Source organism: Chitinimonas prasina (genome assembly GCF_030160395.1).
Taxonomy (GTDB): Bacteria; Pseudomonadota; Gammaproteobacteria; order Burkholderiales; family Chitinimonadaceae; genus Chitinimonas; species Chitinimonas prasina.
In genome coordinates, this window is record NZ_BSOG01000006.1 from 53,247 (window position 1) to 66,342 (window position 13,096).

General features: G+C 60.3%; 11 protein-coding genes. 5 read left to right on the forward strand and 6 right to left on the reverse strand.

Features of this window, described 5'->3' with window-relative positions:
* The first annotated feature begins 72 nt into the window (after positions 1–72).
* A complete protein-coding gene (locus tag QQK16_RS18485) occupies positions 73–252 on the forward strand; it encodes a hypothetical protein (protein ID WP_284197967.1) in 180 nt (59 codons plus the stop codon).
* A gap of 28 nt (positions 253–280) precedes the next feature.
* Here QQK16_RS18485 and ggt read toward each other — a convergent pair whose 3' ends face one another.
* The 3 genes from ggt to QQK16_RS18500 form a co-directional block, all read right to left on the reverse strand.
* On the reverse strand, positions 281–1,978 hold the full coding sequence (gene ggt, locus QQK16_RS18490; protein ID WP_284197968.1) for a gamma-glutamyltransferase: 1,698 nt from the start codon (positions 1,976–1,978) through the stop codon (positions 281–283).
* Positions 1,979–2,075: 97 nt separating this feature from the next.
* Positions 2,076–3,218, reverse strand: coding sequence for an adenylate/guanylate cyclase domain-containing protein (locus QQK16_RS18495; RefSeq protein ID WP_284197969.1), 1,143 nt, complete (start codon positions 3,216–3,218; stop codon positions 2,076–2,078).
* Between the two features lie 248 nt (positions 3,219–3,466).
* Positions 3,467–4,456, reverse strand: coding sequence for a recombination-associated protein RdgC (locus QQK16_RS18500; protein WP_284197970.1), 990 nt, complete (start codon positions 4,454–4,456; stop codon positions 3,467–3,469).
* A gap of 306 nt (positions 4,457–4,762) precedes the next feature.
* On the opposite strand from QQK16_RS18500, the gene QQK16_RS18505 reads away from it, so the two are divergent.
* The 3 genes from QQK16_RS18505 (at position 4,763) to QQK16_RS18515 (ending at position 8,679) form a co-directional block, all read left to right on the forward strand.
* Positions 4,763–5,755, forward strand: a complete 993-nt coding sequence (locus QQK16_RS18505) for a Fe(3+) ABC transporter substrate-binding protein (protein WP_284197971.1) — start codon at positions 4,763–4,765, stop codon at positions 5,753–5,755.
* Positions 5,756–5,977: 222 nt separating this feature from the next.
* A complete protein-coding gene (locus tag QQK16_RS18510; protein WP_284197972.1) occupies positions 5,978–7,639 on the forward strand; it encodes an ABC transporter permease in 1,662 nt (553 codons plus the stop codon).
* A complete protein-coding gene (locus QQK16_RS18515; RefSeq protein WP_284197973.1) occupies positions 7,636–8,679 on the forward strand; it encodes an ABC transporter ATP-binding protein in 1,044 nt (347 codons plus the stop codon). The genes QQK16_RS18510 and QQK16_RS18515 overlap by 4 nt, the downstream gene beginning before the upstream one ends.
* Before the next feature lie 140 nt (positions 8,680–8,819).
* Here the strand turns inward: QQK16_RS18515 and bfr are convergent, their stop codons facing one another.
* From bfr to QQK16_RS18530, 3 genes are all read right to left on the reverse strand, one after another.
* Complete coding sequence (bfr, locus tag QQK16_RS18520; RefSeq protein ID WP_284197974.1) at positions 8,820–9,299, reverse strand: bacterioferritin; 480 nt, start codon at positions 9,297–9,299, stop codon at positions 8,820–8,822.
* Between the two features lie 104 nt (positions 9,300–9,403).
* Positions 9,404–9,616 carry a bacterioferritin-associated ferredoxin gene (locus QQK16_RS18525; RefSeq protein ID WP_284197975.1) on the reverse strand — a complete coding sequence of 71 codons (213 nt, stop codon included), beginning with the start codon at positions 9,614–9,616 and terminating at the stop codon, positions 9,404–9,406.
* A gap of 147 nt (positions 9,617–9,763) precedes the next feature.
* A complete protein-coding gene (locus QQK16_RS18530) occupies positions 9,764–10,810 on the reverse strand; it encodes a serine hydrolase (protein WP_284197976.1) in 1,047 nt (348 codons plus the stop codon).
* Positions 10,811–11,156: 346 nt separating this feature from the next.
* Between QQK16_RS18530 and QQK16_RS18535 the strand changes: the two genes are divergently transcribed.
* A complete protein-coding gene (locus tag QQK16_RS18535) occupies positions 11,157–12,917 on the forward strand; it encodes a PHA/PHB synthase family protein (RefSeq protein ID WP_284197977.1) in 1,761 nt (586 codons plus the stop codon).
* Positions 12,918–13,096 lie beyond the last annotated feature (179 nt).

Consider the following 13,096-nt stretch of genomic DNA (forward strand, 5'->3'; position numbering starts at 1 on the left):
GGCTATGCCGCCGCCCAAGGTATCGATTAATATATATAGACGATAGTTTTTATACCTTTATGTAGTTACACCATGCCCAGCCCTTTTGTACTCGCTCTTTTTGCGCTCGCATTGATCCTGTCTGTCTTGCTGGCATACCGCCTCTACACCAGGCTGGGTAACAGCGCCAGCCGTACCCGTTTGTCCGAGGCCGAAATGAATCGCGCCGCGCGCGAGACCGTGCAGCGCTTTCTGCGTGAGCGTGGCGAGTAAAAGCCCGTTCAAAGGCAGCCTGCCAGACTCAGTATCCGGCGGCCTGGCCATCCTTGCGCGATTCGCTGGCGCCTGCCCAGGCCCCATTAGGTAGCCGCATGATGGCTTGATAGCCACCATAGCCGCCCAGGTCGTAGCCTAGCTTGTGCCGCTTCTGCAGCAACTGCTGGATGGTGCTGTAGGGAAACCCAGTCTCCAGGCTGACTGCACCGCCATCGGTCATGCTGCCACCGGTGGGTTGCTGCGGCGTGTCCCAATAGATACGCGGTGCGTCACCTGCTTCCTGCAGGTTCATGCCGAAATCGATCAGGTTCATGACGATCTGGGTGTGGCCTTGCGGCTGCATATCACCCCCCATCAGGCCAAAGCTGACCCAGGGTTGGCCATCCTTGCTGATAAAGGCCGGGATGATGGTGTGGAAGGGCCGCTTGCCGGGGGCATAGACATTGGCATGGCCAGGATCCAGCGCGAACAGCTGGCCACGGTCCTGCAGGATGAAGCCCAGGTCTTCTGGCGCCATACCGCTGCCCATGCCACGGTAGTTGCTTTGTATCAAGGACACCATATTGCCCTGCGCATCAGCGGTGGTCAGGTAGATGGTGTCGCTGGTCTTGAGTGCGATATTGCCTGCCTCAACCTTTTGCAGGCTGCGCTCTTCCGTGATCAGCTTGCGCCGTTCTGCCGCGTATTGTTTGGATAGCAGCTGCTCAAGCGGTGTCCGGACGAAATCGGGATCGGCGTAGAAGCGGGCACGGTCGGCAAAGGCCAGCTTGGTGGCTTCGACAAACCAATGCACATGGCGGGTGCTGCCAAAACCGGCTGCCTTGAGGTCGTAACCTTCCAAAATGTTGAGGGCCTGCAGGGCGGCGATACCCTGTGTGTTGGGCGGGAGCTCCCACACATCATAGCCACGGTAGTTGACCGATACCGGCTCCACCCATTCACTCTTGTGGCTGGCGAGGTCGTCGTAGCTGAGATAGCCGCCATTGCGCGCCATATAGGCGGCGATCTTGCGGGCGATCTCGCCCTTGTAGAACGCATCGCGGCCTTGCTTGCCGAGCATCTCGTAGGTTCTGGCCAGGTTGGGGTTGGTCCACAGCTGGCCTTTCTGCGGGCCCACGCCATCACGGGTGAACTGCTCGCGTATGCCGGGGTAGGGCAGCAGGGAACGGACATTGCGCTGCCAGTAGTAGCTGATGACATCGCTGACCGGGAAGCCCTCGCGGGCATAGCGCACGCTGGGGGCCAGGATATCGCGCATGGGAAGCTGGCCGAACCGGGCGTGCAGGCTGAACCAGCCGTCCACCGCACCCGGTACGCTGACCGGCAGGGGCCCTAAGGGCGGAATGGTCTTGAGCCCCTGCTTGTCCAGCTCGGCCTTGAGCTGGGCCAGCGTCAGGGAGCGGGGCGAGCGGCCGCTGGCATTCAGGCCGTAGAGCTTGCGGGTCTTGCCGTCCCACACCAGCGCGAACAAATCGCCACCTATGCCGGCGCCTACTGGCTCCATCAGTCCCAGCGCGGCATTGGCGGCAATGGCGGCGTCGATGGCGTTGCCGCCCTGCTTCATCACGTCCAGTGCAATCTGGGTAGCCAGTGGCTGGCTGGTGGCGGCCATGGCCTTGGGCGCGATGACTTCCGAGCGCGTCGCAAAGGGGGAATCGGTAATCCGGTCTGCTGCATAGACATGACCGAGCAGGGCGATGGCAAGCAGGGTGGGGCGTAACATGGACGACTCCAGCTGGGTGATGCTGGAGTGTAGAATCAGTTACTTATATATACCAGCTGCCTGCATCTCCCCTGGCTTGGCTTGTTCCCCTGCAAGGCTAGCGATCACGCTTGGGGCGGCCATCCGGTGTGCATTCCGCCACTGGGCAGGGTTTGACCTTTTCGCGCGGCCTGGGTGCTGGCTGACTTGGGATATCGGTTTCTGCCTGACGCTTGGGCTTGCTGACCGCGGGTTTGACGGCTGGCGTCGGTTTGACGGTGGGTTTTTCGTGGGCTTTCGGCGTGGCCTTGCCAGCCTCGGCTGGCGGTGTGATGGCAGTTGCCGGCGGCAAGGCTGGGGCAGGCGTGGGCGTGCTGGTCTGGGTAGCTGCAGGCGTGCTGGTCGGCGCAGGGGTGGCAGGCGGTGCGGAGGTCGCGGCCGGTTTGGTGGCGATGGCTTGGCGCTTGGCGGGGTCAGCTGCAGCCGGGGCTGCGACGGGAGCGGCCTCCGTCTGCGCCACTGCGGGTGCTGCAGCCGGCAAGGCAAGCTGTGGCGGAGCATCCTGGCGCTGCATGAACCACCAGCTACCTGCAATCAAGGCCACTACCAACAGCGCGGCTATGCCACCTTGCCGGAGATTGAGCATGCGCTTGTTATGGGCAGGGCTGCCGGGCTTAGCACGCCGGATACCGCCGGGCCGCACCGCCCGCTTGGCCAGCTCACCGAAGCCGACCTGGTAAACCTCATGCTCCCGCACGTGCTTGTCGGTGCGCGAGCCCTCATATTGGAATAGCTGCGCATACTCGTCCGACAGGCAGGACACCACCTCGTAGTAGGAGCGCGACACCAGGATGCAACCGGGTTCGGCAAAGCTCATGACCCGCTGCGAGGCATTGATGCCGTCGCCCAGCAGATTGAGCTGGCCGTTGATGTCCTTGACCAGTTTGGCCGGGCCGAGGTTGATGCCTATCCGTATGGCAAAGCGTGGGAAGTTCGGGTCATTGTTGTGCAACACGGCGTCGCGCAGGCTGATGGCCACGAACAGGGCGTCTTCCGGGTCGCCCAGGAAACTGATGGCGGCGCCATCACCGGTATCGATGATGATTCGGTCGCTGACGGCGATATCCTGCAACGCCTTGGACAGCAGGCTGTTGAACGCCTCTTTCAGGCGCATCTGGGTGCTGACGGGCTGTCTCGAGTATTCGACGATATCGAGAAAAACCACGCTGCAGATCAGGGTTTTGTTCAGGCGATCGGACATGCGTTGGTGGATGGGTGATTGATAGGCTTTCCCCCAAATGTAGGCCTGTCGGATGACATTTGCTGTAGCAAATGATCAATGGGCGATATCGGTCCTCCGGATAAGGGGTGGATGGGCGTGCTGGCGCAGGCCTGCAACTGATGGCACCGCGCCCAGAATGAAAAAAACCGGCAGGTTCGCCACGAGGGCGGCCTGCCGGTCTTGGAGCCTGAAACGGTGTTCAGGCAAAGTAGGTCAATCCCCTTGGTTTACCAGGGTACGTCTACCTTGCCTGCCGGTGCCGCTGCCTGGGGGGCCGGGGCAGGCGCAGCGATCGGTGTGGCGGGCGCTGCTATTTCGCCCAGTTCGTCACCCAGTGCTTCGATCACGGCGGCAATCAGGCCGCGACCTTCCTGTGCCAACAGGGTGAGGGTGGTGTCGAACATGGCGGCGGCATCTTCCGCATTGGCTTCCTTGATCTGGTCTTCCAGCAGGTCGAGGAAGGTCAGCCGCTTGATATGCAGCTTGTCGGTCAGCACAAAGGCGATGCGCTCGTCCCAGCTCAGCGCCAGCTGCGTGACCAGCTTGCCGGTCTTGAGATGCTGTTTGACTTCGTCAGAGTTCAGATCGTGCCGCCGGCAAGTCACCTGCGCGCCGCCGTCGCCCGGTGCCTTGAGTACGCAATCGGCGTCCAGGGTGAAGTTGCTGGGGGCGTCATGCTCCAGCCAGGTGCTCATGGCGGTGACCGGGTCGAGCTGGGTTTGCGGCAGCTTGGTGGGCAAGGTGCCCAGGCTTTCGCGCAGGAACTGGATCAACAGCTCGGCCTTGGCTGGCGTGGCGCTGTCCACCCATATCCAGCCAGCTTCAAAATCGATCAGCGCGCGCAGAACCCTGGAGCGGGAGAAGGCACGGGGTAGCAGTTCTTCCGCCACGCGTTCACGTATCTCCTTGGCTTCCTTCTTGCCTATCTTGCGCAGGTCCTTGGCTTCGATCTCGGTGATGCGTTCATCGGCCACCTCCTTGACCACACTCGACGGCAGCAGCTTTTCCTCAGTCTTGAGGGCAATCAGCATGGCGCCGGAGTTGGGGTAGGCAAAGATGTCGGGTGCGTGGCTGGCCGGAGGAATCCAGCCGGCAGCAAGGCGATCGGTGGCGCCCAGCGGTACGAAGGGGCGCTTTCTCAGCTCGGTGTCGAGCTGGTCGGCATTCAGTTTGCTGAGATCGGTAATGCGATAGAGCTGCAGGTTCTTGAACCACATAGGACGGTATTCCGGGACGACAGGGATAAGGGGGCGATTGTATGCCAGAACCGCTTCGATCACTGCTGCCGTTATCCGCCAGTCCATCCGGGCAATTTTGATAAGCGTTCTCATTCGTGAGAGAATCGCGTTTGCAGGGTATTTTTCTCACAGTCTGGTTTGTAGGTCGGATGGGTGCGCTTGGCCCGTATCAGTTATGCCCGTGGTGCCATGGGTAGGCTGGTAGCGTCTTGAGCAAACACCGCCTGACTATGGCTTGAGGATGCCCGTCAGATTCTTCCACCTATCCAAAAGCTGGAGTGCCTCATGAAGTTTCGCCCCTTGTTGCTTGCCGCTGCCTTTGTTGCTGCCATGCCCGCCATGGCCGAGGAAGTGACGGTCTATTCGGCCCGTATCGAATCGCTGATCAAGCCCCTGTTTGATGCCTACACCAAGGAAACCGGTGTGCAGGTGAAATTCGTGACCGACAAGGAAGGCCCGCTGATGGAGCGTATCAAGGCTGAGGGTGCCAATACCCCAGCCGATGTGCTGCTGACGGTGGACGCTGGCGTGTTGTGGCAGGCCGAGCAGATGGGTTTGCTCAAGCCGGTGAAGTCCACTGTGCTGGAAGCCAATGTACCTGCCCACCTGCGCGACCCCAAGGGTAGCTGGTATGGCCTGTCGGTACGGGCTCGCACCATGTTCTACAACACGCAAAAGCTCAAGCCTGCCCAACTGGCAAGCTACGAGGATCTGGCCGACCCCAAGTGGAAAGGCAAGCTTTGTCTGCGTACCTCCAAGAAGGTCTACAACCAATCGCTGGTGGCCACCATGATTGCCCGCTTGGGCGAGGCCAAGACCGAACAGATCGTGCGTGGCTGGGTTGCCAATCTGGCAACCGATCCGTTCTCGGATGACACCATGATGCTGAAGGCCGTCGCGGCTGGCCAGTGCGAAGTAGGTATTGCCAATACCTACTACTACGGCCGCCTGATGGAAAAGGAACCCACCTTGCCGCTGGCCGTGTTCTGGCCTAACCAGAAGACCACGGGCGTACACGTGAACATCTCGGGCGCTGGTGTTACCCGCCATGCCAAGAACGAAAAGGGTGCCCTCAAGCTGATCGAATGGCTGTCCAGCGATAAGGCGCAGAACCTGTATGCCGACGTGAACATGGAGTATCCCGTCAACACCAAGGTGAAGCCTGATGCCAAGGTGGCTGCTTGGGGTGATTTCAAGCACGACTACATCAACGTGGCCAAGGCCGGTGAGTTGCAGGCAGCTGCAGTCAAGCTGATGGACCGCGCAGGCTATCGCTAAGCACTGCTTACAAAACCGCTGTGGCGTTGTTGCGCGGGTTCTTGCACACGGACTACCTGCACCCAGCAAGCATCGGAGCGCCGGCCGGACAGTACCGTTTCCGGCCGGCGCTTTTGACCTGCATCAATCCGGGTAGCGGTTTCGCTTAGCAGCAGCGCTCTGCCTTGGGTAGAATGAATCATCGACGGCCGCAATCAAGCGGCCGTTGGCTTTATCCGTCTTATGGACATCGATATCCCTCATACCGCTCCCTTGCCGCCCACCCCCCGTCGCCTGCCGCGTCGGCTGGATGAGCATGCCCTTGCCTGGTTGGTGGCGGCAGTTACGCTGGTGCCGCTGGGGGTGGTGCTGGCCAGCCTGTGGCAGCCCGAGGGCGAGGTGTGGCGGCATATGGCAGAGTTTGTACTGCCGCAGTTGCTGATCAATACCGCCTGGCTGATTGCCGGGGTGGCCGTAGGCACGCTGGGGTTGGGCGTATCGTTGGCCTGGGTGACTGCGATCTATGACTTCCCCGGCCGCAAGCATTTTGCCTGGGCGCTGGCCTTGCCGCTGGCCATGCCGGCCTATGTGCTGGCCTTTGTGCAGATAGGCTTGTACGACTTCACCGGGCCGCTGCAAAGCCTGATACGCGATGTTGCGGGCGACAGCAGCTGGTTTCCGTCCATACGCTCACGCGGGGGCGTGATACTGACCTTGACGTTGGTGCTCTACCCCTATGTCTACCTGCTGGCGCGTAATGCTTTTCTTACACAGGGCAGGCGGGCGCTGGAGGCTGCAGCGTCGCTGGGCCTGAGCCGTCGCCAGGGTTTCTGGCGGGTGGCACTGCCCATGGCGCGTCCATGGCTGGTGGGTGGGGTCAGCCTGGCACTGATGGAGTGCCTGGCCGATTTTGGCACGGTTGCTACGTTCAATTACGACACTTTTACCACGGCCATCTATAAGGCCTGGTTTGGCCTGTTCAACCTGACCGCCGCCTCACAACTGGCATCGCTGCTGGTGATGGCCGTGCTGGCCCTGGCATTGCTTGAGCAGCGCGCCCGTGGTGACAAGCGCTATACCGCGACGGGTCGAGGGGCTGCCCACCGGCCGGAGCGTCTATCGCCCTGGCGAGGCTGGCTGGTGGCGGGTGCATGCTTGCTGGTGCTGAGCCTGGCTTTCCTGGTGCCTATGGCGCAGTTGCTTTACTGGGCGTGGTCGGTAGCAGCCGAGCAGCTCGATTTGCGCTATATGGGCTTTGTCGGTCGCTCACTGGTGTTGTCGGCGGGGGCTGCCGGCGTGGTGGTCGTACTGGCGCTGGTGCTGGCCTATTCGGTACGGCGCAAGCGCGATATCGCCAGCCGGCTGGCGGCACGCCTGGCCACTCTGGGCTATGCGGTACCGGGCACGGTGCTGGCGGTGGGCGTGTTCATTCCCCTGGCCTGGCTGGACAATCATCTTATTACCGCTGCCCATGCCTTGGGCTGGCCGGGTGTGAGCGAAGTCATCAAAGGCACGCTGCTGGTGATGCTGCTGGCTTATGCGGCACGTTTCCTGGCGGTGGCGTTCGAGCCTACCCAATCTGCCATGCAGCGCATTACCGCCAGCCAGGAGGAGGCGGCAGCCTCCATGGGCCTGGGGCGACGTGCGGTATTGTGGCGCATACACCTGCCCATGCTGCGGGGGGGCTTGCTGACGGCGGCGCTTATGGTGTTTGTGGATGTGATGAAGGAAATGCCCATCACCCTGATGACCCGGCCTTTTGGCTGGGATACCTTGGCGGTGCGGGTGTTCGAGATGACCAGTGAAGGACAGTGGGAGATGGCGGCCTTGCCCTCGGTAGCCATCGTGCTGGCGGGTTTGATCCCAGTTATCCTGCTGGCGGTGCAGACGGAGAAACACGCGTGAGCAAGAGCCTGTTGACGCTGGATGGCGTGGGTGTGACCTATGACGACAAGCGTGTGCTGCACGACCTGTCCTTTACCCTGCTGGAGGGTGAAATTGGCTGCCTGCTGGGGGCCTCCGGCTGCGGTAAGACCACCGCGCTGCGCGCCATTGCCGGTTTCGAGCCGATTCGGGCTGGCCGCATTGCCATCAATGGCGACACGGTAGCCACCGTGGCCGACCACTGGCCGCCACAGCGCCGTGGGGTTGGCATGGTGTTCCAGGACTACGCCCTGTTTCCACACCTGACGGTGGCGGGGAACGTTGGTTTCGGCATGACAGGCGTGGCATCGGCAGCTCGCCGCCAGCGTGTCGATGAGCTGTTGGAGGTGGTGGGGCTGGCGGGCTATGCAGATCACTACACACACGCCTTGTCGGGCGGGCAGCAACAACGCGTGGCGCTGGCCCGGGCCCTGGCGCCCGCACCGCGCCTGCTGCTGCTGGATGAGCCGTTCTCCAACCTGGACGTGGAGTTGCGGGAGCGCTTGTCGCAGGAGGTGCGCGACATACTGAAGAGCCGTGGCATGACGGCCTTGCTGGTAACCCATGACCAGCACGAGGCATTTGCCCTGGCTGACAAGATAGGGGTGATGGAAGGCGGCCGCCTGCGGCAGTGGGATGCAGCCTACGCGCTCTACCATGAACCGGCCGACCGCTTCGTGGCGGACTTTGTCGGGGAGGGGGCCTTCCTGCCTGCCGAGGTGGTCGGGCCGGGCGAGCTGGTGTTCGAGCTGGGTAGGCGCAACTGCCGGGCCATGCAGGACTGCGCGACGGGTAGCAAGGTGCAGGTACTGCTGCGCCCTGATGATGTGCTGCATGACGATGCCAGTACGCTGCAGGCGCGGGTGGTTAAAAAAGCTTTCAGGGGTGCGCAGTTCCTCTATACCCTGGCGTTACCCTCGGGTGCGACGGTGCTTAGCCTGGTGCCCAGCCATCACGATCATGCCATTGGTGAATCCATAGGCATACGGCTGGAAATAGACCACGTGATCGCCTTTACCTGAGTCGCTTGAGGCATAGGCCCGCCGGCAACAAAAAAGCCGCTGATGTAAGTAATCAGCGGCTTTCGTGCAGTGGCACCTGCTGTTTCTTTGGCGACTCAAGTCTAGTCAGGCGCGAGCGGTGATGGTGCGCTGGCGATAGATCAGGAGCCACTGCCAGATATCTGCGATTGCAGGTAGTTTTGATAGCCTATCTGCTCGATCAGGCCCAGGTTGGTTTCTAGCCAATCCACATGCTCTTCCTCGCTTTCGAGGATGTGCTCGAATAGTTCCCGGCTGATGTAGTCGTGCACCTTCTCGCAGTGGGCGATGGCTTCCTTCAGCAGGGGGATGGCTTCCATCTCCAGCTTCAGGTCACACTGCAAGGCTTCCTTTACATCTTCACCGATATAGATCTTGCCCAGCTCCTGCAGATTGGGCAGGCCCTCCAGGAACAAGATGCGTTCTATCAGGGCATCGGCATGCTTCATCTCATCGATGGACTCATGGTACTCATGTTCATTGAGTGCCTGGAAGCCCCAGTTCTTGAACATGCGCGCATGCAGGAAATACTGGTTGATCGCCGTCAGCTCATTCTTCAGCGCCCCGTTCAGGAAGCTGATGACCTTTTTATCGCCCTTCATGATGCCCTCCTTGCAGAATCGAATTTGCAAAGCAGCATAGCCGCCCCTATCTCGCTAGCGTATGCCAGTTAGACAGGGTGCGGCAAGAGGAAACGCAAGTCTGTTTAGGCGGGTACCAGGGTGATGGTGGCTCCTTGGCCTGCAGTCATCTGTTCGCGCTTGCTGTCGAGTAGCAGAGCGCGGGCATCAGGGGCGCATTTACCACAGCAGCCTGCCACGCCCAGCTCCATGCGCAACTCACGCATGCTGCCGCAGCCATCGTTGATGGCACGGCGAATTTGCTTGTCGGTGACGGCGTTGCAGATGCAGACGTACATGGTGTGTATGCAATGAGAATGTTTATCGAATAATATTGATTCTCATTGGTGGATGCAAGTACTTCTTGTCATTGAGCTTATGCTCCGGGCGCTGCAAAGCAAAACGCCCGCGTCAGCGGGCGTTGAGCAGATGCATGCGGCGTTGTGCTAACCCGCCCGCAACATAGCGACAGGGCTGGTTTCCAGCCATTTCTTGATACGATTGGCGTCACCGATGCGGGTCAGCTTGCCGTCAGAATCCAGCAGCACAATGATGACGGGTGTGTCGTTGATGGTGGCCTGCATTACCAGGCATTTGCCCGCCTCGGAGATATAGCCGGTCTTGGACAAGCCTATCTGCCAGTTCTGGCTCCGAACCAAGGGGTTGGTATTGCGGAATTCGTACAGGCGATTATTGACGTTGGAGACGAAGTTGTAGCCTTCGCTGGTCGAATAGGCCCGAATCTCGGGGTAGTGATGGGCTGCTTGCACCAGCCTGATCAGGTCTTCGGCTGACGAGACATTGGCGCTGGTCAGCCCGGTGGGGTCGGCAAATGTGGTGCGATACATACCCAGCGATTGCGCTGTGCGGTTCATGCGGGCAATAAAGGCTGCGGTACCACCTGGGGCGGTGCGGGCCAGTGCATGGGCGGCCCGGTTTTCGGACGACATCAGTGCCAGGTGCATCAGCTCGCCACGGCTGAGTGTGGTGCCTACCATCAGGCGCGAACTGGTGTTCTTCAGGGTGTCGACGTCTTCTTCGGTGATGGTGATGTATTCATTCAGCGGCAGATGCATGTCCAACGCCACAATGGCCGTCATCAGCTTGGTGATGGAGGCGATGGGGGCAGGGCTGTTGCTGTTCTTGCCATAGATGCGTTCGCCGGAAATGGCGTTGACCACCACGGCAGAGCTGGAGTACAGCGCCAATTCGCCTGGATTGCCTATGGGTGCGCCAAAGTCCAGTGTGCTGGCACGGGTAGAGACGCGGGTGATCTTGCCGCCACGCAAGCGAGGCTTATTCAAAGCCAGCTTGCTGGGTTTGCCCTTGCGCACATAGCGCAGCTTCTTGACTGGTTTCTTGGCGGCCTTGCTACGTATCGTCTTGCTGCTGACTTGCTTCTTGCTGGCCTTGGCCGCCTCGGCAGGGGCGGGGAAGGACACCAAGCACATCACGACGATACCGGCAATTAGCGCGGAGAGGCGGGACTGCATGCGACGTCTCCGGAATGTAGATACACGATAAATCGATAATACATAAGCGATCAATGAAAAGCCATGAAAATCATGGGTTAAGGTCGTGCAAGTCAAGTGAGTTCTCAATAATTGCTTAAGAATTAAGCGCTTGTGATGACCCAGGAAGTGGCGAATATTACCAAGGTATTGCTTTTACAGTGCATTTTTGACCGAGCGCTAGACAAGATGACCTGTCATGTATTGGCGCTTGTGTCTGCTGGTAGGGCATGCCTAAAATGCGGGCGCGTACAAATTTGCTGCGTTGCAGCATCTACCCTGCCCACACACATACAAAAATACGGGCAAACCGATCAGGAGACAGCGCTTGAGCCAGTCCAGTACCGAACCCCAAGCAGGCAGCGAATCCCAGCCTTATCAGGCCTTTCTGCAATCGTTGACCGAAGCCAACCGCAAGTTGCTGGAAAACTTTGTGGGCGGCATGCGCCCTGCTGGCGATAGCCAGCCCAAGGCGTTTGAGCAGTTCATGCAGGGCCTGATGGGTAACACCCAGCAGTTGGTGGGTCTGCAGAGCAGCTACTACCAGCAGCAGATGGACCTCTGGATGGGTCTGCTGGGTACCCGCGAGAAACAACCTAACCCGCCAGCCAGCAAGGGCGATCGCCGCTTCGCTGCCCCCGAATGGGCCCAATACCCGTTTTACGATTACATCAAGCAGCAATACCTGCTCAGCGCCAAGTGGCTGAACGAGCTGGTCGATGGTGTGCCGATGGATGACCCCACCCGCGTCAAAGTGGGCTTCTATACCCAGCAGTTCATCGACGCCATGTCGCCCTCCAACTTCGCCCTGACCAACCCCGAAGTCATCAAGCTGGCGCTGGATACCAAGGGTGAGAGCCTGGCCGAAGGGCTGCGCAAGTTGTCTGAAGACATGGCCAAGGGCCATATCTCGATGACCGACGAATCGCAGTTTGCCGTGGGCGAGAACCTGGCGGTCACACCCGGTACGGTGGTGTTTGAGAGCCCCTTGTTCCAGCTGATCCAATACACACCGACGACCGCCCAGGTATACGAGCGGCCCGTGCTGTTTGTGCCGCCAGCGGTGAACAAGTACTACCTGATGGATCTGCAGCCCGAAAACTCCATGGTTCGCCATTTCGTGGCACAGGGCTACACGGTATTCATGGTGTCCTGGCGCAGCATCACCCCCGAGCTGGGCAAGCTGACCTGGGACGACTATGTCGAGAGCGGCGTGATCAAGGCTGCCGAGGTAGTGCGCGAGATCAGCAAGCAGGACAAGATCAATGTGCTGGGTTTCTGTATAGGCGGCGTGATCCTGGCGACCACCCTGGCGGTGATGAAAGCCCGCGAGCTGGATTGGTTCGAGAGCGTGACCTTCATGACCTCGCTGATCGACCATACCGAGCCGGGCGATATCAAGCAGTTTGTTGATGAAGAGCTGGTGAAGAGCCGCGAGGCCAAGCTGGCCGAGGGCGGGGTGATCAGCGGCAAGGAGCTAGCCCGGGCCTTCTCCATGCTGCGCGCCAACGATCTGATCTGGAACTACGTGGTCAACAACTACCTCAAGGGCAAGACACCTCCCCCGTTCGATCTGCTGTACTGGAACAATGATTCGGCCAACCTGCCCCTGCCCATGCACACGTTCTTCCTGCGTAATATGTACTTGGAGAACAACCTGGCCAAGCCTGGTGCCATGTCGGTCTGCGGTGTGCCGGTGGATGTAGCCAAATACGACTGGCCCATCTATATCTTTGCCGCCCGCGAAGACCATATCGTGCCGTGGCAATCGGCTTACCGGGGCACCCAGCTGCTGGGCAGCGACAAGGTGCGCTATGTATTGGGCGCATCGGGCCATATTGCCGGCTCGATCAACCCGGTCGGCCCCAACAAGCGTAATTACTGGGTAAACGACGACCATCCAGCCGACGCCGAAAGTTGGCTGGCCGGTGCCGAGAGCCGCCCAGGTAGCTGGTGGCAGGATTGGGATAACTGGCTCGCGCCGCAATCAGGCAAGCAGGTAGCTGCGCCCAAGAAGCCGGGCAATACCCGCTACAAGGCCATCGAGCCGGCACCGGGTGCTTATGTCAAAGCCAAGGTCGGTGCCTGATTGCAGGCCGGGCCGGCCGATGCCGGCCTTCCGTCTGCCAGCCGGCTGCGGGCTTGAACAATTCCCGCCACGGCGGGCACTGAGTAGTAGCACAACTGGAATCCAGCCCCATCAATATGGGGCGTAATGCAGACGCCGCGCCAGCTTGATGCTGCGGGCGGCCTCCCCACCCAAGTAGG